This window comes from Streptococcus mitis, from assembly GCF_946190375.1.
GTDB classification, from domain to species: Bacteria; Bacillota; Bacilli; order Lactobacillales; family Streptococcaceae; genus Streptococcus; species Streptococcus mitis_CJ.
Genome location: NZ_CAMIAF010000001.1, coordinates 21,378 through 47,720 on the forward strand (window position 1 = coordinate 21,378; position 26,343 = coordinate 47,720).

Consider the following 26,343-nt stretch of genomic DNA (forward strand, 5'->3'; position numbering starts at 1 on the left):
TGAAAAAGGAGGGTTTTTAAGGTATTATAGAGGTGTAAAAAATTTAACTCATAAGGAGAGTAAAAAATGTCAATTATTACTGATGTTTACGCTCGCGAAGTCCTAGACTCACGCGGTAACCCAACACTTGAAGTAGAAGTTTACACTGAATCAGGTGCTTTCGGACGTGGTATGGTTCCATCAGGAGCTTCTACTGGTGAACACGAAGCAGTTGAACTTCGCGACGGTGACAAATCTCGTTACGGTGGTCTTGGTACACAAAAAGCTGTTGACAACGTAAACAACATCATTGCTGAAGCTATCATCGGCTACGATGTACGTGACCAACAAGCTATCGACCGTGCTATGATCGCACTTGACGGTACTCCTAACAAAGGTAAATTGGGTGCTAACGCAATCCTTGGTGTGTCTATCGCTGTAGCTCGTGCTGCTGCTGACTACCTTGAAATCCCACTTTACAGCTACCTTGGTGGATTCAACACTAAAGTTCTTCCAACTCCAATGATGAACATCATCAACGGTGGTTCTCACTCTGACGCTCCAATCGCTTTCCAAGAATTCATGATCGTACCTGCTGGTGCGCCATCATTCAAAGAAGCTCTTCGTTGGGGTGCTGAAATCTTCCATGCTCTTAAGAAAATCCTTAAATCTCGTGGTTTGGAAACAGCCGTAGGTGACGAAGGTGGATTTGCTCCTCGTTTTGAAGGAACTGAAGACGGAGTTGAAACTATCCTTGCTGCTATCGAAGCTGCTGGATATGTTCCTGGTAAAGACGTATTTATCGGATTTGACTGTGCTTCATCAGAATTTTACGATAAAGAACGTAAAGTTTACGACTACACTAAATTCGAAGGTGAGGGAGCAGCTGTACGTACTGCTGCAGAACAAATCGACTACCTTGAAGAATTGGTAAACAAATACCCAATCATCACTATCGAAGATGGTATGGATGAAAATGACTGGGACGGTTGGAAAGCTCTTACTGAACGTCTTGGTGGTAAAGTTCAATTGGTTGGTGACGACTTCTTCGTAACAAACACTTCTTACCTTGAAAAAGGTATTGCAGAAGGTGCTGCTAACTCAATCCTTATCAAAGTTAACCAAATCGGTACTCTTACTGAAACATTCGACGCTATTGAAATGGCGAAAGAAGCTGGTTACACTGCCGTTGTATCACACCGTTCAGGTGAAACTGAAGATTCAACAATCGCTGACATCGCAGTTGCAACTAACGCAGGACAAATCAAGACTGGTTCACTTTCACGTACAGACCGTATCGCTAAATACAACCAATTGCTTCGCATCGAAGACCAACTTGGTGAAGTAGCTGAATACCGTGGATTGAAATCATTCTACAACCTTAAAAAATAAAATAGTTCAGTGAACTATTTTATCCCGAACCTTGAAATTCAAAAGTTCGGCCGTTGATTTAACAACGTTTATAGCCCCTCGGATTTTATCCGAAGGGCTATTTTTGTATTTAGGGGGCAAAAAAGGGGCATAACTTTTTAAAAAATCTTTTTCATCACTTTGTCCAGCACATTGACTGCTTCATCTTTCATGTTCTTTGTGATGTGGGTATAGATGGAATTAGTAACTTCAGAATCAGAATGTCCAACCCTATCCGTGATTGTTTTTAGAGGAATTTTATTTTCTTATAAAATATTGGCCATCGCAATGTGCTCAATTTGATTTATTTTTGTGGAATCCTCTTATTTTGAGATGAATACCAATTATAAGTAATTTGCATATCTAGGATATTACAAAGAAAGGCAAGCTAGTGGCCACATAAATTTTATTTCATATTCTTTAAAGCTACTTACTCTGTTAGCAATTGTATTTGATATGATCAAATAAGATTAATAGTTTATTGAATCCCTTTATTAGTTATCACATAATTTAATTTATGTAATCTATAAACTATCCAAGGCATTCTTTTGTTCATCGTTGACGATATGAGTATAGAGGTCAGTGACTTGTGTACTGGCATGTCCTAGCTGGTGACTGACTAAAACTTGTGATTTAGTTGCATCATAGAGCCTAGTTGCTAGGGTATGGCGCAGTTTATGGGGGGTTACACGAACTTTGAAGTCTTCAGAGTATTTAGCAACCATTTTTTCAACGCTGGAAGCGTCAATACGATTGGGAACACCTCGATAAAGAGTTAGAAAGAGTGCAATGTCCGTCTTTTCAGTCTTATAGCGTTGATTTCGAATGGCTAGATAATTCTCTAGATAAGGCTTAGCAAAGGCAGCGACATTGACCGAGTCACGTTTACCACCTTTTCGAGTGACATCAATAACCATCATCTTGAGATTGAGATCTCTTAGATCCAGATTAACAGCTTCAGATAAGCGAACACCCGATGCCAAGAGAAGGGCAATAATGGCCAAATCACGTTCTTTATTTTTATTAAATGATGAAAGAGCTCGATTTGAAAGTTGTTGTGGGTACTCTTGGTCGATATAATTTAGAAAACCTTCTGTTTCATCACCTAGAAAGAGCTTTTGTTTGATGTTTTCAGCTCTGGCAGCAAGTGTCTCTTTCTTTTTCTTGGTTGAAACTTTCTTCATTACATTACGATAGAAATAAGGCTCCCCCTGGTCATTTTCGACTTCTTCGGTCAGATACTTATATAGACTGGAAAGGGCTGACAAGGTCCGATTGATAGTTGTCTGTGACACGCCTTGTTTGTTTGTATTAGCATTCAGTAAAGGTCGTTCTCGTAGATATAGGATAAAGGATTCCATATCTTTCTTTGACATATTTTCCAAGACAGATAAAGGAATATCAGACATTTTATCAGCGTTTGAAATACCAGACTCCAAAACCCAGCTGAAAAATCGATCGTATTCCTTGAGGTATTCGTACAAGGTTGTAAAACTGTAAGGTACAGCCAGCTTAGATTGATAGTATTCCAAAACATACCAGGGCATGATTTGTTTTAGTTTGTCAATTCGTTCCAGTAAAATCTCACGTTTCATGTATTTTCTCCATAAATAAGTCTATAAGTAGTATAGCATAGGTTTATATATTTTTCAAGAAAATTATAGTTTTTCGGAAAGATGTTATAGGAGTTTTTTTAAAGTGATAAAAAGACTTAGACCGAAGATATAACTAAAAATTTTTTTCGTTCAAAATTGTCTAAAATGTACATTATGTATCTAAGCTTCTAAATCAAAAAATGTACTTTATCCAATCTTAAAATAAAGTACATTTAGATTATAAAGTACATTTTTAAAAGAGTGTACATTACCCCTTGAACTCAGTCGTATCAAGGGTTTATCCACTGTCTAGGTAAAAGTACAAAAATTTCCAGTTTTCGGATCTAAATCTTTGGAATTACATTGTGAATCATTATCTAGTGCTTTTTCTAGTTTCCAAATACTAAACCAGAATGAAATAGTCAACAGAATAAGGAAAATGATAAAGAACTCACCCACTAAACTTCTGTTAATACTACACAACCGAAGAGCTATATGAAGAGATATATATAGTCTTATTTTTTCCAAAGTTCAATTATTTGTATGTGAAATGTTTTATCAGTAAAAAAGAGGGGAAGTCCCCCTCTCAAGATTTTATTTGACTGCTTCTTTCAAAGCATCTACCTTGTCCAAGCGTTCCCATGGAAGGTCAATATCTGTACGTCCCATGTGTCCATAAGCCGCTGTTTGACGGTAAATCGGGCGCTTGAGGTCCAGCATTTGGATAATTCCTGCAGGGCGAAGGTCAAAGATTTGACGGGCTGCTTTTTCAAGCTTGCTTTCGGCTACTGTTCCTGTACCAAAGGTATCGATACGAACAGAGACAGGCTGCGCAACGCCGATGGCATAGGCCAATTGCACTTCTGCCTTCTTAGCCAGACCTGCTGCAACAATATTCTTAGCAATATAACGAGCCGCATATGAAGCGGAACGGTCAACCTTAGTCGCATCCTTACCAGAGAAGGCACCACCACCGTGACGAGAGTAGCCACCATACGTATCTACGATAATCTTACGACCAGTCAAACCTGAGTCTCCTTGAGGTCCACCGATTACAAAACGACCAGTCGGATTGATGAAGAATTTTGTTTGCTCATCCAAGTAAGAGGCTGGAATAACCTCTTTGATAATCTTATTAATGACATCATTGTGAATTTGTTCGTTGCTGACTTCTGGATCGTGCTGAGTTGAAATAACAACTGTGTCCACACGTACTGGACGGTCATTTTCATCATACTCTACCGTAACTTGTGATTTTGCATCTGGGCGAAGATAACTGATTTCACCAGACTTACGAAGTTCTGCCAAACGACGAACCAATTTATGACTGAGTGAAATTGGTAAAGGCATGAGCTCTTCTGTTTCATCCACTGCAAATCCAAACATGAGCCCTTGGTCTCCAGCACCAATCAAGTCAAGTGGGTCTTGATCAGCATTTCCACGGACCTCCAAGGCTTCGTTAACACCTTGGGCGATATCCGGTGACTGCTCAACAAGTGACGGATGGACTCCCACTGTCTCAGCAGAAAATCCATATTCTGTATTGGTATACCCAATCTCTGCAATGGTATCACGAACCACACGGTTAATATCCACATAGGCATTTGTAGAAATTTCACCAAAAACATGGACAGAACCAGTATATACAGCTGTCTCAGCAGCAACATGCGCCTCTGGATCCTTTGCTAAAATAGCATCCAAGATAGCATCTGAAATTTGGTCTGCAATCTTATCTGGATGCCCCTCAGATACAGATTCAGACGTGAATAATTTACGTTCTGACATAAAAATGTCCCCCCTTAAAAATAGTGTTATAGAGTTACAAAGTACTGATAGGTATTTCTGTTATCAAAGAGTTACGACGCGAAAGAAATAAAAACAACACTTTTTTATTTCTGAAGCTAGTAAGGCGCATAGGGTGGCCGCCCTATAGCGGCAACCGTAGAATGACGAACGACTTTGGAGCTGTCATTCTTTGCGAATTGCAAAGTACTGATAGGAAAACTCTTAGTGATAAATACCTACCATCTTATCGGGACTATATAACTTTACCATTATACCATTTTTAAGCGCAATTTGCAGTCTATATACTCAATAAAAATCAAAGGGTAAATTCCCAAACTAACTTCCACCATAAAAATCCGTTTTAGACTAATTTTCACTTCGGTTAGGCAAGTGGAAGTTACTTTGAGAAGTTAGCATAAAAATCAAAGAAAAGCTTTTTGATTGTATATAAAACTAACTAAATTAGTAACATATACCTAATACAAGATGACGCTAACTTGTTTTGAAGAGTATTAATGTACTGTTTCAATTTCTACTAATCTATTTTCAATAGGTGTTTAACAACCTTAATATTATGCGTACTATTATTTTCAAACTATCGTTGTCCTGAACAATAGTTTGAAAATGAAAAGGGACTTTATTCTTTTTGTAACCTTACTGTAATAATTATCCGATTAAAAAATGATAAAATAGGTATGTACAGTTAAGGAGAGAATAATGCCTGTAAGAAAATTACAATCCTATGAGGTAGACTATCAAGAAGAATTAAATCATCAGAATCCTCGCTATCAAGATTATACACCTGAAGCACAATCTAATGCCAATCTCAAGGAAATCCTATTTTTTGTTAATATTGCTGTTTTTTGTATCTGTATTGCTATCTTTAGTTTTATCTTTTTAGCATTAAAATTATCAACTGCTCTTGCATTTGTCGCAGCAATCGGATTTAGCTTACTTGTTTTAAAAGTCCAACGCTCTATTATCAAACGAAAATTTAGAAGATAAATCATACTCCACGTCTAATCAAGTTGATTTGTGAAAAATTAAGGAAAACAGAGGATTTAAGATGAAAAATGTGTTATTCATCTTAAATCCTCTGTTTTTTTGACCAGCTTGCTAAATATAATTATTTGCTTAATTGAATAACGTGTAACCTTTTCTAATATATGCTATAATAATACCAAAAGATAAAGAAGGAAGACCTATGATTAAACTACTAGCCTTGGATATGGACGGAACCCTCCTCAATGAAGCCAAGGAAATCCCACAAGCTCACATTACTGCTATTCACAAAGCCATTGAAAAAGGTGTCAAACTGGTTCTCTGTACGGGTCGCCCGCTTTTCGGTGTCCTCCCCTACTATCAAAAACTGGGACTTGATCTTCAGAATGAGTATGTGATTGTTAACAACGGTTGCTCAACTCACCAGACAAGTGATTGGAGTCTGGTTGATTGGCAAGAACTCAGTCCAGCTGACATCGAATACCTCTATGATCTAGCTGAAAAAAGCGATGTTCAGTTGACTCTTTTTGATGAGGAGCATTATTTTGTCCTCGGTGGTAAGCCTAATGAAATCATTGAAAATGATGCTAAGCTAGTCTTTTCAGACCTGACTGAAATTTCTCTTGAGGAAGCGACTAGTGGCAAGTATCGCATGTTCCAAGGTATGTTTTTGGGGACAGAGAGCCAAACAGACGATTTTGAGAAGCGTTTTGCTGAAGAGCTTTGCCAACGTTTTAGTGGAGTTCGTTCGCAGCCTGTTATTTATGAAGCCATGCCACTTGGAACGACAAAGGCTACTGCTCTTTCACGACTGGCAGAGATTCTGAAGATTGAGCCATCAGAAATCATGGCCATGGGCGATGCCAATAACGATATCGAAATGCTCCAGTTTGCAGGACTTGGCATTGCAATGGGAAATGCCAGCGATTATGTCAAATCTCTCGCGGATGCAGTTACAGCCAGCAACGAAGAAGACGGCGTTGCGCGTGCCATTGAGAAATATATTTTATAATTAAGAAGCCCAGTTCATATCAACTGGGTTTTGATATTTAAGAATTCCTAAAACTTTAGAAACTCTTTAGAAATGCTTGAGCTTTCTTTGATTTCTATGCTTTATACTAAAATTATCAAAATAAATCAAAAGGAGAGAATCATGAAAACAGTACTTGACATTCATGGATTGTCCAAAAACTTCGACAAACAAGCTATCCTTCAGGATCTTCATCTAACGATAAGAGAGGGAGATATTTATGGGCTTATCGGGAAAAACGGAGCTGGGAAAACCACATTGATAAAAATCATTACGCAACTACTGTTTGCAGATAAAGGGACTGTTTCCCTCTTCTCTAGCCAAACGGAAAATGAGTGGACCAAGGCTCTATCTCGAGTAGGTTCAGTGATCGAATCGCCTGTAGCTCATAATCACTTAACAGCCTACCAAAATCTGAAATATTACTGTATGATTCGTCATATTCCAAATGCTGATATAGTTATTCGAGAAACCCTGGACTATGTAGGTTTGGCAGATACAGGTAAGAAAGTCTTTCGTGATTTCTCGCTAGGAATGAAACAAAGACTTGGTATCGCCATTGCCCTTCTATCCAAACCTGACTTCCTGATCTTAGATGAACCTATCAACGGTCTCGACCCAATCGGTATCAAAGAATTTCGACTCATGATTCAACGGCTCAATCAAGAAAAAGGGATCATCATTCTCATCTCTAGCCATATCTTGTCAGAACTCTACCTCGTAGCCAATCGTTTTGGTATTTTAGATCAAGGTAAGATTATCCGTGAAATCAGTAAAGCTGAATTTGAAACACTAAGTGAGGATTATATTGTCCTTAAGACAGCTGATCAAGAGAAAGCTTGTCAAGTATTGAAAGAACAAATCCAGCTCCAGTTCAAGGTTGTTAATCCTGAAAACGAAATTCACATCTTTGGTCAGGAACAAGATGTCAAACAGATTCTCAAGGAATTAACCTTGGCAGATGTTGACATTGACGAGATTTACTATGCCCGTCAAAACCTAGAAGAATACTTCACTCAATTGGTCCAATAGGAGGAAAATCATGATACATACCATTCAAGCAGACCTTTACCGTCTTTTCCGCTCCAAAGGATTCTGGATTACAGAATTCATTCTCTTTGTCCTCTTGCTACTGGGTGCCACTATCGGGGCTACAGGCCATCTGATGGCAATCCAGACAGAAGAACCAGAAATTCCAACCCATGGTTGGGACGGTATTCAAGCTCTTATCAATGCGTCTAGCAATGATTCAAACCTTGTTTTTCTCTGCATTATTCTAACATGTTTAGTTCTTGGGGTCGATCTAATCGGCAAGCTTTATAAAAATAGTTTGACAGTTGGCGTTTCTCGTACAGAGTTTTTCTTCGCTAAATCCTTTGTTCTAGCAAGTATCGCTCTCTTACAACTCATCGCCAGCCTTGTGATTGCTTTTGTTCCCTCAACTCTACTAAACGGACTTGGTACGATGCCTGATGGTTTTATTGCCAATCTCCTCTTAATGATTTTCCTTCAATTTCTCTGCCTTCTCGCTTGGCTTTCGATTATTTCCTTTATTCTCTACCTGACTCATTCTTATCTTGCCGTATTTATTGGTTATCTGATTAGCTCTATCATCCTTTCTATGCCAATGATCATTTTTCCAAATATCAAATTTTTACCATATTTGTCCTTGCATTTTTCCTATGCTATGACTGCTAATAGTGAATCCATTTTCTATACCCTTATAGTTACCTTAGCTGTTATTGTAATCTTTAATCTAAGTGGACTGGCAGTTTTCAAAAAGAAAAGCCTATAAAAAATGACCTCCTCTAGCCTACAGAGGAGGTTTCTTTTCGTTAAAAATAAATGAAAACCGATAACCACTGCCCATCTGTGCTTAGTTTCATCTCTGCACCGAGAAGATGACATAATTCCTCAGTGATATAAAGGCCTAAACCAGAGGATTCTTCCGTGTCTGATAGATTTTCAGAATAAAAACGGTTACTGAGATTTTCTATTTTTTTGATGGGCTGTTTAACAAGGTTTGCAATCTCTAAAACAGGCTGTTCCCTTTCCTTTCTCAAAGATAGCCGCGCTTCTTCCTTGCCATGTTTGAGGACATTTCCGAGCAAATTTTGTAAAATTCGATCCAGCAAGTCTTCATCAGTCCTCGTTTTTAAACCAGCTTCAACCTTAAAATCAAGCGTGATATTTGCCGCCTGAAAAACATCATAATAAGCCAAAGTTTTTTTGGTAATAAAAGCGGAAAGATCCACTTCTTCCAGTTTCGGTTTGACAGCTCCTTCCATCAAACGACGATATTCTAGGAGAGCCTCCAAACGTTTGGAAACTAAATCAAGATGCTGGGCGATTTTTTGTAAGGTTTCTGCTTGCTTTTCAGGAGACTTTATCAATTGTTGGGTGTAACCTGAAGCGATAGTCAAAGGTGTCCGAATATCATGAGCGATATTGCTGATGGCCATATCCAGAGTTTGCTTTTCCCTTTTCATCACCAATCGAGATTGTTCCACTTCCTGAAATAGATTTTCAATTTGCTGGTAGAGATGTAGAAAATGTTTGGAAAAAATGCTGACTCCGACTCTTTTCATACTACCCGTGAGAATCTTGTCTTCAATTTGTTGACTCAAGTTTTTAAGTGCTATATGGTAGCGAATCAATGTAATCGATAAAATAATTAGGAGTACCAGTAGGATAAAAATTATCATGTAGGTCATTGCTTATCTCCTTTTAATCTTACCCCAACTCCCCAAATGGTTTCAATATATTCTTGAGTTGGATCCAGCTGGTTTAATTTTTTACGAAGATTACTCAAATGCGTATTGAGGGTATTATCTCCAGGTAGATAGCTATCCTCCCAGACCAATTCATAAAGTTCTTCCTTGGTGAAAATTTTCTTAGGATGTTTAAGGAGAGTTTGGAGAATCAAGCATTCTTTCTTAGCAAGGCGAATGGTTTCCTGACTATTTTTGATTTCGAAACTTTCTGCATCAAACTGGATATTTTTCAAGTTTTGTGGCAGATTTTCAGTTTTTCCTATTTTCATAGGCTGTTTTTCTACGCTTTGGCGTAATTGCACAGTAACCCTAGCAAAGACTTCATCCAAATCAAAAGGCTTGACGATGTAATCATTGGCACCGTCTAAGAGGTATTGACTGATTAACTTTTTATCGCTCAAAGCCGTTAGCATAATGACTGGAGTTTGACTTTGTTCCCTGATGGCTTTTAAAACCTGATCCCCATTTTTCCCAGGAAGCATGATATCGAGCAAAACGAGGTCAATCCCACCTTGGTCGAAACACATGATTCCTTCTGTACCAGAAAAGGCTTGAATCACCTTATGCTCCTCAGTAAGTAGTGTTCGCAAGATTTCTTGAATGTCACTATTGTCTTCAATAACCAATATCCTAGCCATAAATACCAACCTTTCTGCAACTATTATAGCATGTTTTATTGATAAAGCTTAAACAGAAAAGCCCTTTTCATTAGAATCGTGCAACTTTTTTTCAGACAGTTTTAAAAGATTGATTTCTTTATATTTTTCCTTTATACTGGATAAAAAGGAGAATAATATGTCAGAAACAAATCACGAAATTGATTCAAATTTTGCAGGTCGTTTAAATATCCTGCGTGCGGGCGTTCTTGGTGCTAACGATGGAATTATTTCCATTGCTGGTGTGGTTATCGGGGTTGCCAGTGCTACCAGCAATATCTGGATTATCTTTTTATCAGGATTTGCAGCTATCTTAGCTGGTGCCTTTTCTATGGCTGGTGGAGAATATGTTTCGGTTTCAACTCAGAAAGATACTGAGGAAGCAGCCGTTGCGCGTGAGCAAGTCTTGCTAGACCAAGATATAGAGTTAGCCAAAAAGTCTCTCTATACCGCCTATATCCAAAATGGAGAATGTGAAACCTCTGCCCAACTCTTGACCAACAAGGCCTTTCTTAAAAATCCACTCAAGGCTTTGGTAGAGGAAAAATCTGGGATTGAGTATGAAGAGTTTACTAATCTCCTTGGCATGCTGCTATCTCTAGCTTTATTTCTTTTTTCCTTGGAAGTTTGCCTCCAATGCTTTCAGTAACTATTTTTCCAAGTGAATACCGCATCCCTGCTACTGTCCTTATCGTCGGCGTGGCCCTTCTTCTCACTGGTTACACTAGTGCCAAACTTGGAAAAGCTCCAACCAAAACAGCCATGATTCGGAACCTCACTATTGGTCTTTTAACCATGGGAGTTACCTTCATACTCGGACAACTTTTCAGCATTTAATACTCTTCGAAAATCTCTTCAAACCACGTCAGCTTCGCCTTGCCGTATGTATGGTTACTGACTTCGTCAGTTTTATCTGCAACCTCAAAACAGTGTTTTGAGCTGACTTCGTCAGTTCTATCTGCAACCTCAAAGCAGTGCTTTGAGCAACCTGCGGCTAGCTTCCTAGTTTGCTTTTTGATTTTCATTGAGTATAAAATACAAGAAATACCTCGATTTTGAAGTCGAGGTATCTTTTTTTTTACATTTGCACAATTTTACGATAACTTCTAGAAGTAATCATGAAAATCAATACATAGGCGATGAGGAAGATAGCGCAGATAGACAAGGTCACAATCAACATCATATTCGTATCTATTACACCAATCACTTTTAAAATCAGACTAAGCATATGGTAGGCAAAGGCGAGATGTATGAAGGCAAAGAGCAAAGGAAGGAAGAAAACAGTTAAAACCTGTTTGTTGATGGTTTGCTTGATTTGCTTTTGATCCAAACCGACTTTCTGCAAGATAATAAAGCGCTCACGATCTTCATAGCCTTCAGAAATTTGTTTGTAATAGATGACCAGAACGGTTCCGACCATAAAGATAATGGATAGGAAAATACCGATAAAGAAGACACCACCAAAGAGGGCACTCATTTGAGCACTAGCATCTGCTAGATTGCTACCATACACATAGCTACCTTCAGTGTTTAATTGAGCATTAAACTTTTGTAAGTATTTTTCATATTCTTCAGCGACTTTGAGTTGTTCTTCTTCACTGATATTTACATTCATACCACCGTAAAGCTGATTATAGATAGCCGAATCTGGGAATTGGTCTAAAAATGCTTGCAAATTAGGGACAACAAGGTAATTGTAATCAGTAGTAAAAATATTAAACTGATTTGGGACATGGTTCACAATAAAATCTGTATTAAATTCTTCTTTGACAGAAAATTGATGATCGTTTAAAGTTAGGTTTTTCTGTCCTTTTAGTCTGTCATTCTTGGCAAATAGTCCGACCTCATTTCCTGATAGAGACAGTTTTTGACCAGTCATGTTTTCATAATCTTTTTGGTCAAATACCATGAAAACTGTTTTTGGTTGGACACGGTTTTGTCCTTTTTCAAACAGGGTTAACTTGGTTCCTTCTTGATTTGCAATACCAAAGTTACTGTAACGAAGCACTTCTTTCTCTTTGACACTATAAGCTTTGTCACTTGCAAACTGACTCAAGAGTTTGTCCAAGTCTTCTTTTTCAACATTCTGTCCAGTAATTCCAAAGTCATGCGGATTCATCACTTTTTTAAAGGATTCTGAGGCATTGAAAATACTAGTCGCTGCTGACATGGTTACCAAAACCATTGTTGACAAAATAGCGATAGTTGCTAGTCCAACCGCATTTTTCTTCATACGGAAAATCAAGTTGGAAACAGAGATGAGGTTATTTGGTTGGTAATAGTATTTCTTGTTTTTCTTTAAGATTTGAAGGAAAACGGTAATTCCTGCATTAAACAATAGATAAGTACCAAAGATAACCAGTAAAACAGCTAGGAAGAAAGTTGTTAAAGCTGTAAGAGGATCTTTTACAGTAAGGGCAAGATAATAGCCAATCCCTAAACTAATGGAACCAAGAATAGTTTGGAGAGGTAGGAAACGACCTCTTTTCTCTCCGCTTGCTTTCTCACGTGAGAGCTGGAGGGCATTCATACGAGCGATTCGAAGGGCATTCAGGAACATGAGGCCTAGGAAAATCAATCCAAAGACAACAAGTACTGCAATGACAACATTCATTTGGAAGGTAGCGACCAGCTCAACCTTCAATTTCATCAGTTTGAGCAAGAAAGCGAAAATCAACTTGTCAAACAAGGCTCCAATACCGATACCTGCTCCAACAGTTAGAATCCCAAATACCACTAACTCCTTAAAGGTCATACTGATAAGATGACGCTTCTCCAAGCCCAACATGCCATAAATTCCCAGTTCCTTGGAACGGTTCTTCATGACAAAACTATTGGCATAGAGGACGATAATGGCTGACGCAAGGGTGACGACAAACATACCAAATCCAAGTGTAGCCTGAATGGTTGTTCCTCCACGGATTTCAGCAATCTTGGGATTGAAGGTCAAAGAGTAAAAGAGATAGGTGACAGTGACTGCCAAGAGAACAGCCAGCGCAAAAGGATAATAGAGTTTGCGGTTTTTAATCAAGTTCGATACCGCTAACTTATTGGTTAATCGAAACATACTAATTCACCTCGCTTGCCATGACAGTCAAGGTATCAGAAATTTCTTGGAACATCTGACGTTCTGTCTTTTCTCCACGGTAGATTTGGTTGTAAAGAATGCCGTCTTTGATAAAGAGTACATGCTTGGCTCTGCTGGCTGCTGCTGTGGAGTGAGTTACCATGAGAATGGTTTGGCCACGTTCATTGATTTCATCAAAGACATCAAGTAAGGCTGCAGATGACTTGGAATCAAGGGCTCCTGTTGGCTCATCCGCAAGGAGAATTTCAGGTTCGGTGATGATGGCGCGTGCTACTGCTACACGCTGTTTCTGGCCACCAGAAATCTCGTAAGGGTACTTCTCTTGTAATTGGTTTATTCCCAGATTCTCAGCTGTCACCACCAATTTCTTCATCATCTCCGTAATGGGTCTTCTTGACAAGACAAGCGGAAGCAAGATATTATCTTTTACAGAGAGAGTATCTAACAAATTAAAGTCTTGGAAGACAAATCCCAGCTTTTCACGACGGAAGCTAGAAGCCTGTGAATTTTTAATGGTTGCGGTGTCAGTTCCATTCAAGTAAACCTGACCACGAGTTGGTTTATCAAGCATAGCTAGAATATTGAGCAAAGTTGATTTACCAGAACCAGACTCACCCATGATAGCAACGTAGTCCCCCTTTTCGACGGTAAAGTGAATATCCTTGAGGGCTTCTACTTGGTTGCCCTGAAAACGAGTTTTATAAATTTTTTGAACGTGTTTTACATCTAAAAGTGTCATGAGAATTTCCTTTCTTAATATCCCATCAAATGAAATGTTGCTTGCATCATAGCGCATCCTAGCTGAACACGCTCGATATCTTTGTGGCTTGGTTTTATTCTTTTCTTCTGTAAGATTTGTTTCATGATGTTACTCCTTTGTTCTTTATGAGTCTAGTTTACATCAAAAAAAGACCGCTTGCCATAACCTAACCTTACAAAAGAGACTTTAATCTTACATTTTTGTAAGATTGGGGGGAATGTAAGCAGATTTAATCTAGAGAAGTACACTGTAGCTTTTAAAATATTGTTAGAAATTGGTTTGAATTTCCCAATCAATTATTGAGTTTTTATTTCATTTCACTATGCAATAAATCACTTGACTTTTTACTATAAAAATTATATAACGTAATTATGAAAGGGCTTACTTTAGAAAGGAGAAAAAATCGGAAACTATAATTTGAGTAAGCTTATTTTAACTATCACTTTATTACCAAAATATTTCTACTAAAAATTTATTTTAGCTCTTTTCCAGAAAGTGTGGATATTATGAAAAAAATCTTGATTACTTTTTTTGCTATCCTTTCACTATTTTTCTATTCATCTGTTTTTGCAGATGATACTAATACAATAGTGAGCGAAACTATGACAGCTCAACAACTTGTGAATCAATACGCGACTGATTATGATATCACATTGGAACAAGCATCAGATTTACTTGGTATAAATTTATACGAACACTCTTCACAGACATATAGAACAATTTCTACTCAAATAACTGTTACAAACTCCTATAAACCATCTATTTCTTTCTACTGCGAAACAAGCGAATATGGAACTTATAATGGTATTATAAGAATATTAAGAACAGAAATAAATAGAAATTATAATGGAATGTCAAAACAGTTTTCTGGTTCATTGTATGTCAATTTAGAACAGGCTGATAGAATATTCTATATAATTAATGGAGATTTCTTTGATAACGGTACTACAACTTTAAGCGGAGGACTGAATATTGGAATAGTTGATAATCACTATAAATATGTATATCATGAAGGGAGAGTTCATTTTTAATGAAACACAAAGAACATATACTCATCGGACTTCTCTATCTCCTCTCTCCATTCATCGGTCAGCTCTTAGTTGAAAAGACATACTTTATCGGTACAGAATTTACAGCTACTGCTTATGCTATTTGCTGGCTATCAGTTGTTATCAGTATCCATCATTTATCAAAAAATGTATTGTCTCAGCATGAAAAATCAGATTAGAAATCTAAGTTCAAAATAATATTTTTAGTTTACAGATGAGACTGGCGAAATATTATTAAAAGTAAAAAAGCTTTAAATCAAGCAGTTTAGACTATTGATTTAAAGCTTTTTGCTTATTCCAAATCTTCTGTAGAATCTCACCAAAACCATCCTTCGTTATCGTCAATAGCTTGGGCTTCTTTGCGTTTGCGTGGGCCTGTTCCATACATTTCTGCTTCAATTTCTTCCTTAGTCGGCATGACAGAAGCTAGGATGATATAGATAATTACTCCAAGACCAAAGTTTGCGACTGTAAAAATGGCAAACAGAAAACGTACAAGGGTAACATCAAAGTTCCACTTGTCTGACAGACCTGCCAGAACTCCTGAAATCATGCGATTTCGTCTCATTTTATAAAATTTACTGTTCATGTTATTTCCTCTTTCTGCTAGGTTAGACATAGTATACCACGGGTAGGTTGGAGTTGCTATTTGGCAAGGTGGGTACAAAGCGTAATCCATCCACTGCTTTCAACAGTTCCTTAAAATCCCGATCCTTGTGTTGATAGCCCTTCCCTTGAAAATAGAGGTGATAATGACAGAGTTCATGTCGGACAATTTTCCTAAAAACATCCAGACCCAGTTCCTGATAAACCTTTGGGTTGAAATCCAAATGCCCATCTTTTGGGAAAAATCGCCCACCTGTCGAACGTAGACGCCTATTCCACTGAACATGATGGATAAAAGGTCTGCCGAAGTCTTCTAGTGAAACCTGCTTAACGTAATCAGTCAGTTTCATTTGGAGCTAGGAGCGACAGATTGACTTTTTCACGTTCAGTATCAATTTTCTTGACCCAAACGGTCACCAAATCACCAACGGATACCACTTGGCTAGGATGTTTGATAAATTTGTGACTCATATGGGAAATATGAATCAGACCGTCCTCATGAATCCCAATGTCAACGAAGGCGCCGAAGTCAACGACATTACGCACCACACCCTCTAGCTTCTGACCAATCACTAAATCCTTGATATCTAGAACATCTTGGCGGAGAACTGGAGCATCAAAGGAATCACGGAAATCTCGACCTGGTTTGAGAAGATCTGCAATGATATCTTTAAGAGTTTCTGGACCAAGGTCTAGCTCTTGCGCCATTTCCTTGACTGAAAGCGACTTGAGTTTGCCTTGGGCTTCTTCGTTTAGGTCTTTAATATCTAAACGTTTGAAGAGCTCCTTAACGGCAGCATAATTTTCTGGGTGAACTCCTGTATTATCAAGGATATTGCTACTTTCAGGGATACGAAGGAAACCAGCTGCCTGTTCAAAGGCTTTAGCCCCCAGACGAGGAACTTTCTTGATTTGGGCGCGTGAAGTGATTTTTCCTTCTTCTTCACGGTATTTGACGATATTTTCAGAGATGGTTTTATTAAGACCAGCAACGTGGGAAAGAAGAGCTGGGCTGGCCGTATTGATATTGACACCGACTTGGTTAACCACCGTGTCCACGACAAAGTCTAGACTTTCAGATAGTTTCTTTTGGCTGACATCGTGTTGGTACTGGCCGACACCGATTGACTTAGGATCGATTTTGACCAATTCCGCAAGAGGATCTTGCAAACGACGGGCGATAGAAATAGCAGAGCGTTTTTCAACTGTCAAATCTGGAAACTCCTGACGAGCAAGTTCGCTGGCAGAATAGACCGAAGCACCACTTTCATTGACGATAACATAGCTGACTTCAGGAAAATCTTTAAGAACTTCCGCCACAAAGGCTTCACTTTCACGACTAGCAGTCCCGTTTCCGATGGCAATAATTTCTACACTGTATTGACCAATCAAGTCTGCCAAATCTTTCTTGGCTTCTTCGATTTGACGAGCTGATGCTGGTTTGACAGGATAAATGACCTGTGTTGTCAGCATTTTCCCTGTTGCATCCACGACAGCTAGCTTGGCACCTGTACGAAAGGCTGGGTCAAACCCAAGAACCACGCGCCCTTTCAGTGGAGCAACCAAGAGGAGATTGCGTAGGTTGTCCGAAAAGAGTTGGATAGCCCCTTCTTCCGCTTTCTCAGTCAATTCTGTCCGAATACGGCGCTCGATAGCAGGCAAGACCTTTTTCTTAACAGATTGCTGAACTACTTCATCTATATAGGTATTCTTCACCTTGAAACGAGCAGCAAAGAAGGCAAGGATACGGTCCGTCGCATGTTCAAAACCGACCTTCAAGACACCTAGCTTCTCCCCACGATTGAGAGCCAAGGTACGATAACCCTGCATATTTCCAACTGTCTCTGAAAAATCATAATAAATCTGAAAAACCTGCTTTTCATCAAGACTTTCATCCTTGACTTGAGAAGTGAGTTTAGAGTGTCTCAGCACCTCCTGATAAGTTAGAGCGCGTAAATTGACATCTTCCGATAAGGCTTCGACCAAGATATCAACTGCACCAGCCAAGGCCTCCTTACCAGTCGCAAATCCTTCACAGACGAACTTTTCAGCTTCCTTCTCTAAGCCAGCTACATTCTGCAAAATCAAGCGAGCAAGTGGGAAGAGTCCGGCTTCACGGGCAATGGTTGCCTTGGTCCGACGTTTTTCCTTGTAAGGAAGGTAAAGTTCTTCTACGTCTGCTAATTTTTCGGCAGCTAAGATAGCTTCTTCCAATTCCTTGGTCAGCTTGCCTTGCTCTTGAATCTTAGCTAAAACAGCTTCCTTACGGTCATTGAGATTAGTCAGACTTTTATCCAAGTCGATAATAGCCTTAATAGCCACCTCATCCAGACTACCAGTCATGTCCTTGCGATAACGCGCGATAAAGGGAATAGTCGCCCCTTCAGCTGTCAAACTTAGAACGGTATCAATTTGCTTTAACGTCACTCCCAAATCCTGGGAGATTTTTTCATATTTTTTATCCATGAATCTATTATACCACAAGCTAAACGTTTCAAATTAGCTCTTACAATTTTAAAACATAAGTTGGGAAATAAATTTACTTCATTTCAATATTCTATTCATTGAGAAGGTTGCAATTTAATTCTAATAGTTTACAAAAGGATCAGTGATTAATTTCACTGTTTTTATTTTTTACAAAACGCTTTATAAAGCTATTTGTTGAAGTTAACGAATCAATTTTCAGAGCAAATAAAAAATCGCAAGCCTGAGCCTGCGGTAAGTGCAATCTATTTTGAAATTTTTAAACAAAAAAGGAGCATTTAAGCCCCTCCTTTGAAATAACGGATACTTGGCTGGTCGGTGTACACAGCATCTCAGATACTTTTTCAAGGTGCGACAGGAACCTTTCTGCCCTCAAATGTCTTTCGTTAATGTTATTCTAGCACCATCTACTTTTTTTGTCAAACTTTCTCAATCTACCAGACTTAATCAGGATTTATCAAGCTCTATGATTCGTGAGATACTCAATTTTAACTTTTCCCTTTTCCTCAAAATAATAGTATAATAGATGTAGAATTTAGAATCGAGGTACACCTATGGCTGTAAAATTTACAAAACGAGACGACTTGGACAAGATGTTTGAAGAGTTTGCGAAACTCCCTGATTTGAAGCAGGTCACTTTCCCTGATGACAAAGAGAAAAAAGCCAAAGCAGAAAAGAAAAACTAGATGACTGCTTTCCAACAACTCCCATCTAGTGTGCTTCAGACTGGGGCTATTTTTCTCTCTATAATCATTGAAGCCCTACCCTTCGTTCTGACAGGAAGTATTGTCTCAGGGCTGATTGAGGTCTATATCACACCTGACAAGGTTTATCATTTTCTCCCTCGAAATCGTTGGGGGAGAATCTTTTTTGGGACTTTTGTCGGTATGCTTTTCCCTTCTTGTGAATGTGGAATCGTCCCCATTATCAATCGTTTTCTGGAAAAGAAGGTTCCCAGTTACACGGCCGTTCCCTTTCTTGTGACAGCACCTGTTATCAATCCCATTGTTCTCTTTGCGACCTATTCTGCCTTTGGTAATTCCTTCCACATCGCCCTGTTACGAGCTCTGGGTTCCATTGTTGTGGCTGTAATACTAGGAATTTTTCTAGGATTTTTCTGGCAAGAACCGATTCAAAAAGAAAATCGGTTGGCCTGTCATGAGCATGATTTTACTCACTTAAGCCCTGCAAAAAAGGTTTTTCAGGTCTTTGTGCAAGCAATTGATGAATTTTTTGATACGGGACGTTATTTAGTATTTGGCTGCCTCTTTGCCTCTATTATACAGGTCTATGTTCCGACTCGGATTCTGACCTCTATTAGTGCAACCCCTCTTTTTGCCATCTTGCTCTTGATGCTTTTGGCCTTTCTTCTGTCGCTCTGTAGTGAGGCCGATGCCTTTATCGGGGCTTCTCTTCTCTCGAGTTTTGGTTTGGCACCAGTTCTGGCCTTTCTGGTGATTGGTCCAATGCTGGATATTAAAAATATTCTCATGATGAAAAATTACTTGAAAGCACGATTTATCAGTCACTTCATTACGATTGTGACTCTCGCCGTCTTAGTGTATTCTCTCTTGATTGGAGTCATCCTATGATTCGATTTTTAGTTTTAGCTGGCTATTTTGAATTGACCATTTACCTCCATCTGTCGGGCAAATTAAACCAGTACATCAACATGCACTATTCCTATCTAGCCTATATTTCCATGGTGCTTTCCTTTATCTTAGCAATTGTCCAGCTGTATATCTGGATGAAGCAAGTTAAAACCCATAGTCATCTGAACAGCCGATTAGCGAAGGTTACTAGTGTTGCTCTTCTGGCTATTCCTATTGTCGTCGGTTTAACTTTTCCAACTGTTAGCTTAGATTCTCAGACCGTTTCTGCCAAAGGCTATCATTTCCCCTTATCAGAAGGCACGGATCAAGCCATTCAGACCAGTGAAGGGACGACAAGCCAATATTTGAAACCAGATACCAGTTCTTATTTTTCAAAATCAGCCTATGAAAAGGAAATGCGAACTGCGGCGGATAAATACTTGTCCCAAGATAGTATTCAGATCACTAATGAAAACTATATGGAAGTCATGGAGGCTATCTACGACTATCCAGATGAGTTTGAGGGTAAGACAGTCCAGTTCACAGGCTTTGTCTATAACGATCCCAGTCATGCCAATAGCCAATTTCTGTTCCGCTTCGGCATTATTCACTGTATCGCAGATTCAGGTGTCTATGGATTGTTGACCAAGGGAAATACCCGGCAGTATGAGAACAACACCTGGATAACAGCCAAAGGAAAACTAGTCAATCACTACCATAAAGAACTCAAACAAAACCTCCCAACCTTGGAAATCAACAGCTTTACCAAAGTCGATAAACCAGAAAATCCCTATGTGTATCGAGTGTTTTAAAAAGCAAACCAAGTTCATAGAAAACTCTAAGCAGACAGAGTCTGATAACTCATGACAGAAAAAGAAGTTTATCTTATAATGAAGATGAACAATACCAATCCATGGTGCTTAATAGGGCTTTTCCTAGCCTGTACAAAAAATGGATGAACAAGAGTCGTGAAATAACTCGAATATGCCTTAAGCATGAAAATATCTTACTAGTAGCCTCTTGTTCTATTGTTCAAATAGTTAACAGGAGGTTTTTATAATGGAAGTTATGATTGAAACTTGTTGTGGAATTGATATCCACCAAAAGTCTATCGTTTGTTGTATTCTAGATGATCCACTAGATAGCAATAAACCAAAGAAAATTCAGAAGAAATTTGGGACAACTACTGTAGCTCTTCACAATTCCTTAGATTGGGTGGTATAGTTGCTTAGTTTAAAATAAGCAGCTTATAATAAAGCTATGGCATTTAGATTACATCAAAGAAGGACACAGCCATGTCGAGGCATCTAAAGTTTTTGATGTTGGCGGCAGAACTCTCTTCACGTGGGAAAAGAAAGACGTGAGCAAGGACACTTAGAGCGGAAAAAGCGAAAGATTCCTTTATAGGAATTGAAAGCCTTTGTAGAGGCTCATCTAGACGCTTTTTTACGGGAAATTGCGGTACATTTTGATTGTGCTGTTCCTTCAGTATGGACAGCTTTAAAGCAAATTCATATCACTTTAAAAAAAGACGACTAGCTTTCAGGAACAAGAACCAGAGAAAGTCGCTGAATTTCTTGATATTTTTGATAACCTAAAAAATTTACCAATCGTATATATTGACAAAACGGGAATTGATCTCTACTTCTATCGTCCTTATGCACAGGCTCCTGGAGGGGAGAAAGTATATGAAAAGATTAGCGGATGGCATTTTGAGCGGACTTCAATTGTTGCAGGACAAGTAGACGGAGAGTTTATAACTCCTATGATTTACAAGGAAAGTATGACGAGCGATTTCTTTGTGGAGTGGTTCAAAACGCGACTTCTACCTGCTTTGAAGACAACTCATGTCATTGTCATGGACAATGCTTGTTTTCATCCCAAGAACATTTTGGATGAACTGTGCATCCAAGATAAACACTTTTTCTTACTTCTACCACCTTATTCACCAGATTTGAATCCTATTGAGCAAGCTTGGGCTATCTTGAAAAAGAAAGTGACTGATTTATTAAGGGAAGTTCCAAATATTTTTGAATGTTTGGGGCGCTTTTTTTAAACTAAATGACAATAATACGAGGGATTTGATGATTTTTCTTGACGATAGAAGACTCAGCGGCCATCATTTTAGAGCATATATTTATAATGGATTGAATCTAGAATAGTATACCAATAATTCTAAAAACTGTATAGAAATTAATTTGAATTCACTAATCTTTTTGTTCGTATCCTATTTCAATTCACTATATAACTCAATCCCATAATAAAACACCTCAAAAGTTAGATTTTCTAGCTCTAACTTTTGAGGTGCAGCTCATTTATGTATGATAGTCTTTTGATTATTATTTCATTAAAAGAAAGAATATTTATTATGAATTTGGGTCATCAAGACTACGGCCATGTAAACCTTTTTCACGTTGGACTTGACGTAGTTTCTCTGGTGTAACATCGTTTCCTTCTTCGTCCACAATTTTGATCCCTTCGATGTGGTGACGAACAGTGCGACGATAACCTTCGATGTACTCCTCACGTAGTTTTGCTTGTTCTACTTTTTCTTCTGGGGTTAAGCCTTCTGTTTTTTTCTTTTTTGCAAGCTCGTTAATACGATCAATTTTTTTAGGATCCATGTTTCTCTCCTTTATGATAAGATTTAATCCGTTTAACAGATTTTATTTGGTATTGATTTGGTTAAAACGTGCAAGCTTAGCTGCTTTTTGAGTTAAATGAGACAAGATTGCCAAACGATTTTGACGGACTGCTTCATTTTCAGCCATAACCATGGTATTCTCAAAGAATGCATCAATGACTGGGCTAAGAGCAAAGAGTTGTTTCAATTGCTGACTGGCAGTCCCTGACAAAACGAGTGATTCTACGGCTTCTGCCAAGGTTTTCTCTTCTTCATTCTCAAAGAGAGCTGAATCAACTGTAGCAACTCCTTCTGCCTTCTCAGCCAAGTTAAAGGCACGAGAAAGTGATTCAACAGATGGTTTGAAATCTTCTTCCTTGCTCGCTTCTACGAGAGCACTTGCTGCTTCCAACATATCCGCCACAACAAAGTTTGATCCTGCAAGAACGGCTTCCTTGATATCTTTTGGAGTAGAACCCATCATCTTATCAACACGAGCCTTGATAAAGTCCATAACCTCTGTCTTATTTTCATAAGTCAAGCTGTCAAATTTCAAAGCATAAAGGCTATCAATCAGCTCATCCATAGCAATGTGCCAACCAAAGGCATCCAAGATACGAACTACACCTTGAGTTGCACGACGAAGAGCATAAGGGTCATTAGACCCTGATGGAATCAAGCCTACTGAGAAGAAGCTCAAAATCGTATCCAATTTGTCTGCAATGGCAAGCACTGCGCCGACCTTGCTCTCTGGAAGTTCTCCTTCAGCTGAAGTAGGCATGTAGTGTTCACGAATAGCAGCTGCCACCACTGGAGTTTCACCAGCAAGAAGGGCATATTTCTCCCCCATAATTCCTTGGAGTTCGTCAAATTCACCAACCATACCTGTCAACAAGTCAAACTTGTAAATGGCTGCTGCACGGGCTAGGTCAATCGTTTCATCCGCTGACAAGCCTGCTTTTTCTGCCAAGAGAATAGCAATCTGACCAGTACGAATCATGTGTTCACGAAGGGAACCGATTTTCTCATGGAAAGTCACATTGTTTAATTTTTCAACAAGGTCAGAAATCACCAATTTTTGATCTTCACGCCAGAAGAATTCACCGTCTTCCAAGCGGGCTACCAAGACTTTTTCATTTCCTTTGATAACATTTTCCAAATACTCTGAGTTTCCGTTACGAACAGAAATGAAGTTTGGCAAGAGTTTTCCATCTTGATCACGAACAACAAAGTAACGTTGGTGTTCCTTCATCGAAGTCACCAAAACTTCTTCTGGAACTTCAAGGTATTTGGCATCAAAGCTTCCCATAAAGGCAGTTGGGTATTCAACCAAGTTCAAGACTTCATTAAGCAAATCCGCATCAATTTCGATACGTACACCATGTTTTGCCTCAATTTCCTTGATTTGGTCAACAATCATTTGCTCACGTTCACGTGGATCTGCGATTACAAACTGCTTACGAAGGTCTTCTTCGTAGCTCAATGCTGACTGAATTTTGGTTTCTTTCCCCAAGAAACGATGACCACGACTCACACGCCCTCCCTTAATATCAAGGAAATCCAAATCAAACTCTTCTTCATCTAAAAGAACAGTTAAAGTGTGAACAGGGCGGATGTATTCAAAGGTGTTGTTAGCCCAGTGCATACTGACAGGGAAAGTCAAGGACTTCAAGACATCTACAACACCAGGAACAATGGCTTCAACTGCTTGACCGATTTCTTCCTTGGTAACATAGACATATTCTTCACCCTTGATTTCACGGAATTCGATATCTTCAACCGTCAAGCCTTTTCCACGGACAAATCCTTGAGCTGCTTTGGTAAAGTTTCCATCACTATCCAAGGCAATTTTCTTTGCTGGCCCCTTGAAATCTTCTGTCAAATCAGACTGTTTGTCTGCAAGACCAGTCACACGAACAGCTAAACGACGTGGTGTTGAGAAGGTTTGAATAGCTTCAAAAGACAGGCGATTTTCCTTGAGGAAGGCTGCCATTTTTTCGCCTAGTTGTTTTTCACTTGGTGTGACAACATAGGCTGGTAATTCTTCAAGACCGAGTTCTACTAATAAGTTTTTTGTCATGTTTTTTCCTTTACATTTTCTTCAATCTTTTTTGATATGCACCTTAGGTACTGGGGACGTAGCTAACTAACTTTGTGAGTCTGTATGGAAATCTAATGCAAAATTGATCAAGATTTCCAACAGTCTCATCAAAGTGGATTTAGCTGACTAATTTTTGAACCTAATGCTCAATGAAAATCAAAGAGCAAACTAGGAAGCTAGCCGCAGGCTGTACTTGAGTACGGCAAGGTGAAGCTGACGTGGTTTGAATTTGATTTTCGAAGAGTATAAGGTTTCAAAAATCCCCACATAACAGTACGGCGGTGCATATCCCTCTAGCAAGTCTTTGACTTGCCTTTAACGATTTTAGAGCACAATATTACTCACTATTCTGCGTCTTCTGCTAAGAGTTTAGCTCGTGTTGCTTCATCCAAAAGTGGGTAGCCTAGACGTTTTCGTTCTGCGACAAAGGTTTTAGCTACGACACGGGCCAAGTTACGGATACGAGCGATATAGCCTGCACGCTCTGTTACAGATACCGCACCACGCGCATCAAGCAGGTTAAAGGTATGTGAACATTTGAGAACATAGTCATAGGCAGGGTGCACCAATCCTTCTTCCAAAGCACGACCAGCTTCTTTTTCAAACTTATCAAAGTTTTCAAGCAACATTTCTTGATCCGAAATTTCAAATGAATATTTTGAATGCTCGTACTCAGGCTGGATGAAAATTTCTCCGTATTTTACACCATCAGCCCATTCGATATCATAGACAGAATCCACTTCCTGAATATAAGAAGCCAAACGTTCCAAACCATAGGTAACTTCTGCAGTCACAGGGCCAGTTGCCAATCCACCAACTTGTTGGAAATAAGTGAACTGAGTGATTTCCATCCCATCAAGCCAAACTTCCCATCCAAGACCAGCTGAACCAGTAGATGGATTTTCCCAGTTATCCTCAACGAAACGAATATCGTGCTCCAAAGGATTAATACCCAATTTTTCCAAAGACTCAAGGTAAAGTTCTTGGATGTTTGATGGAGAAGGTTTCATAACCACCTGGAATTGGTGGTGTTGGTAGAGACGGTTAGGGTTTTCCCCGTAACGACCGTCAGCAGGACGACGTGATGGCTCTACGTAAGCCGCATTCCATGGCTCAGGTCCGATAGCGCGAAGGAAAGTGTAAGGACTCATTGTCCCCGCACCTTTTTCATTATCATAAGCCTGCATAAGCATACAACCTTGGTCATTCCAAAATTGTTGCAAAGTAAGGATGATTTCCTGGAAAGTCAATTTTTTAGACATTGTTTTCTCCTTTAATTTATATTATCTTCTTAGATTTATTTATCAAGCAACCAAGAAAAGGCTGGGTCCTGAAAAATATGACGTTTGGGAACAGTTTGTAAATTCTGATCGCATTCATCTATTGTTCCTAATTTCAAAGCGCAGACTTCTGGTATATTTTCTTGAGCAGTGAAAATTTGACTGTGACAGTTCTGGCAGTAATAACGCGTTGTTTACCTGGAGATGAACTATAAGTAACCAAATTCTCTTTTCCATACAGTGCCAGATTTTTGCTGCTAACTTTGGCATTAACTGTGTAGGCAGACGCAGTTACTTTCCGACAAAATGAGCAATGGCAAAAAACTATTTCCGACAATTCCTCATCTAGAGTGTAGGTCACTGCTTTACATAAACAAGATCCTTTAATCATTGTGCTCCTTTCTACTTAGGCATTAGACGAATTCAAAAAGAACCGAATTTCAACACCCAAGCCTTGCGACTAGGGGCGTCAGAAACGCGGTTCCACCCTAATTTATTACTTCATTGTTTTTAAAAATACTACAGAAAG

At 38.9% G+C, this 26,343-nt stretch carries 22 protein-coding genes and 5 pseudogenes; 13 read left to right on the forward strand and 14 right to left on the reverse strand.

The window, feature by feature from the left end:
* The first annotated feature begins 66 nt into the window (after positions 1–66).
* A complete protein-coding gene (gene eno, locus N8M09_RS00085) occupies positions 67–1,371 on the forward strand; it encodes a surface-displayed alpha-enolase (protein ID WP_000022821.1) in 1,305 nt (434 codons plus the stop codon).
* Positions 1,372–1,508: 137 nt separating this feature from the next.
* On the opposite strand, the pseudogene N8M09_RS00090 reads toward eno, so the two are convergent.
* From N8M09_RS00090 to metK, 3 genes and pseudogenes are all read right to left on the reverse strand, one after another.
* A pseudogene (locus N8M09_RS00090) lies at positions 1,509–1,655 on the reverse strand (integrase); the annotation flags it as partial.
* Positions 1,656–1,913: 258 nt separating this feature from the next.
* On the reverse strand, positions 1,914–2,984 hold the full coding sequence (gene xerS / locus N8M09_RS00095) for a tyrosine recombinase XerS (RefSeq protein ID WP_261062742.1): 1,071 nt from the start codon (positions 2,982–2,984) through the stop codon (positions 1,914–1,916).
* A 594-nt stretch (positions 2,985–3,578) separates the two neighbouring features.
* Complete coding sequence (gene metK, locus N8M09_RS00100; protein WP_000003940.1) at positions 3,579–4,769, reverse strand: methionine adenosyltransferase; 1,191 nt, start codon at positions 4,767–4,769, stop codon at positions 3,579–3,581.
* 717 nt (positions 4,770–5,486) lie between these two features.
* Here metK and N8M09_RS00105 point away from each other — a divergent pair.
* The 4 genes from N8M09_RS00105 to N8M09_RS00120 all read left to right on the forward strand — a co-directional run bounded on the left by N8M09_RS00105 (position 5,487) and on the right by N8M09_RS00120 (position 8,596).
* Positions 5,487–5,774, forward strand: coding sequence for a DUF3270 domain-containing protein (locus tag N8M09_RS00105; RefSeq protein WP_219966675.1), 288 nt, complete (start codon positions 5,487–5,489; stop codon positions 5,772–5,774).
* 199 nt (positions 5,775–5,973) lie between these two features.
* The gene (locus tag N8M09_RS00110; RefSeq protein WP_261062743.1) at positions 5,974–6,783 is read left to right on the forward strand and encodes a Cof-type HAD-IIB family hydrolase; all 810 of its coding nucleotides are present in this window, start codon (positions 5,974–5,976) and stop codon (positions 6,781–6,783) included.
* 141 nt (positions 6,784–6,924) lie between these two features.
* Positions 6,925–7,833 (forward strand): ATP-binding cassette domain-containing protein, encoded by a 909-nt coding sequence (locus N8M09_RS00115; RefSeq protein ID WP_261062744.1) that lies wholly within the window; start codon positions 6,925–6,927, stop codon positions 7,831–7,833.
* Positions 7,834–7,843: 10 nt separating this feature from the next.
* Positions 7,844–8,596 (forward strand): ABC transporter permease, encoded by a 753-nt coding sequence (locus N8M09_RS00120; RefSeq protein ID WP_261062745.1) that lies wholly within the window; start codon positions 7,844–7,846, stop codon positions 8,594–8,596.
* 40 nt (positions 8,597–8,636) lie between these two features.
* Here N8M09_RS00120 and N8M09_RS00125 read toward each other — a convergent pair whose 3' ends face one another.
* Together N8M09_RS00125 and N8M09_RS00130 are read right to left on the reverse strand one after the other, a co-directional pair.
* The gene (locus N8M09_RS00125; RefSeq protein ID WP_261062746.1) at positions 8,637–9,515 is read right to left on the reverse strand and encodes a sensor histidine kinase; all 879 of its coding nucleotides are present in this window, start codon (positions 9,513–9,515) and stop codon (positions 8,637–8,639) included.
* The gene (locus tag N8M09_RS00130) at positions 9,512–10,213 is read right to left on the reverse strand and encodes a response regulator transcription factor (RefSeq protein ID WP_261062747.1); all 702 of its coding nucleotides are present in this window, start codon (positions 10,211–10,213) and stop codon (positions 9,512–9,514) included. Before N8M09_RS00130 ends, N8M09_RS00125 begins: the two co-directional genes overlap by 4 nt.
* Positions 10,214–10,370: 157 nt before the next feature.
* On the opposite strand from N8M09_RS00130, the pseudogene N8M09_RS00135 reads away from it, so the two are divergent.
* Positions 10,371–11,068 (forward strand): annotated as a pseudogene (locus N8M09_RS00135) (VIT1/CCC1 transporter family protein).
* A gap of 241 nt (positions 11,069–11,309) precedes the next feature.
* Here the strand turns inward: N8M09_RS00135 and N8M09_RS00140 are convergent.
* Both N8M09_RS00140 and N8M09_RS00145 read right to left on the reverse strand, forming a co-directional pair.
* Positions 11,310–13,298, reverse strand: a complete 1,989-nt coding sequence (locus N8M09_RS00140) for an ABC transporter permease (protein WP_261062748.1) — start codon at positions 13,296–13,298, stop codon at positions 11,310–11,312.
* A 1-nt stretch (position 13,299) separates the two neighbouring features.
* Positions 13,300–14,058, reverse strand: a complete 759-nt coding sequence (locus N8M09_RS00145) for an ABC transporter ATP-binding protein (RefSeq protein WP_261062749.1) — start codon at positions 14,056–14,058, stop codon at positions 13,300–13,302.
* A 527-nt stretch (positions 14,059–14,585) separates the two neighbouring features.
* On the opposite strand from N8M09_RS00145, the gene N8M09_RS00150 reads away from it, so the two are divergent.
* The gene (locus N8M09_RS00150; protein WP_261062750.1) at positions 14,586–15,110 is read left to right on the forward strand and encodes a hypothetical protein; all 525 of its coding nucleotides are present in this window, start codon (positions 14,586–14,588) and stop codon (positions 15,108–15,110) included.
* Entirely contained in the window at positions 15,110–15,307 is a 198-nt protein-coding gene (locus tag N8M09_RS00155; RefSeq protein ID WP_166731759.1) for a hypothetical protein, read from the forward strand. The genes N8M09_RS00150 and N8M09_RS00155 overlap by 1 nt, the downstream gene beginning before the upstream one ends.
* Before the next feature lie 137 nt (positions 15,308–15,444).
* Here the strand turns inward: N8M09_RS00155 and N8M09_RS00160 are convergent, their stop codons facing one another.
* The 3 genes and pseudogenes from N8M09_RS00160 to N8M09_RS00170 form a co-directional block, all read right to left on the reverse strand.
* Entirely contained in the window at positions 15,445–15,717 is a 273-nt protein-coding gene (locus tag N8M09_RS00160) for a PspC domain-containing protein (protein WP_001085048.1), read from the reverse strand.
* Between the two features lie 49 nt (positions 15,718–15,766).
* Positions 15,767–16,084, reverse strand: a pseudogene (locus N8M09_RS00165) (SprT family protein); the annotation flags it as partial.
* Positions 16,071–18,200 carry a Tex family protein gene (locus tag N8M09_RS00170; protein ID WP_261062751.1) on the reverse strand — a complete coding sequence of 710 codons (2,130 nt, stop codon included), beginning with the start codon at positions 18,198–18,200 and terminating at the stop codon, positions 16,071–16,073. The gene N8M09_RS00170 and the pseudogene N8M09_RS00165, both read right to left, overlap by 14 nt.
* Before the next feature lie 572 nt (positions 18,201–18,772).
* On the opposite strand from N8M09_RS00170, the gene N8M09_RS00175 reads away from it, so the two are divergent.
* From N8M09_RS00175 to N8M09_RS00195, 5 genes and pseudogenes are all read left to right on the forward strand, one after another.
* On the forward strand, positions 18,773–18,904 hold the full coding sequence (locus tag N8M09_RS00175; protein WP_000268685.1) for an SPJ_0845 family protein: 132 nt from the start codon (positions 18,773–18,775) through the stop codon (positions 18,902–18,904).
* The gene (locus N8M09_RS00180) at positions 18,905–19,810 is read left to right on the forward strand and encodes a permease (protein ID WP_261062752.1); all 906 of its coding nucleotides are present in this window, start codon (positions 18,905–18,907) and stop codon (positions 19,808–19,810) included.
* Complete coding sequence (locus N8M09_RS00185; RefSeq protein WP_261062753.1) at positions 19,807–20,622, forward strand: TIGR03943 family putative permease subunit; 816 nt, start codon at positions 19,807–19,809, stop codon at positions 20,620–20,622. Before N8M09_RS00180 ends, N8M09_RS00185 begins: the two co-directional genes overlap by 4 nt.
* 247 nt (positions 20,623–20,869) lie before the next feature.
* A complete protein-coding gene (locus tag N8M09_RS00190) occupies positions 20,870–21,034 on the forward strand; it encodes a hypothetical protein (RefSeq protein ID WP_261043703.1) in 165 nt (54 codons plus the stop codon).
* A 25-nt stretch (positions 21,035–21,059) separates the two neighbouring features.
* Positions 21,060–21,866 (forward strand): annotated as a pseudogene (locus N8M09_RS00195) (IS630 family transposase).
* A gap of 310 nt (positions 21,867–22,176) precedes the next feature.
* Here N8M09_RS00195 and N8M09_RS00200 read toward each other — a convergent pair.
* The 4 genes and pseudogenes from N8M09_RS00200 to N8M09_RS00215 form a co-directional block, all read right to left on the reverse strand.
* Entirely contained in the window at positions 22,177–22,434 is a 258-nt protein-coding gene (locus N8M09_RS00200; RefSeq protein ID WP_000371299.1) for a DUF896 family protein, read from the reverse strand.
* Between the two features lie 42 nt (positions 22,435–22,476).
* A complete protein-coding gene (gene glyS, locus N8M09_RS00205) occupies positions 22,477–24,513 on the reverse strand; it encodes a glycine--tRNA ligase subunit beta (protein ID WP_261062754.1) in 2,037 nt (678 codons plus the stop codon).
* Positions 24,514–24,878: 365 nt separating this feature from the next.
* Complete coding sequence (glyQ, locus tag N8M09_RS00210) at positions 24,879–25,796, reverse strand: glycine--tRNA ligase subunit alpha (protein WP_000038733.1); 918 nt, start codon at positions 25,794–25,796, stop codon at positions 24,879–24,881.
* A 35-nt stretch (positions 25,797–25,831) separates the two neighbouring features.
* Positions 25,832–26,205: pseudogene (locus tag N8M09_RS00215) on the reverse strand (GFA family protein).
* Positions 26,206–26,343: the final 138 nt, after the last annotated feature.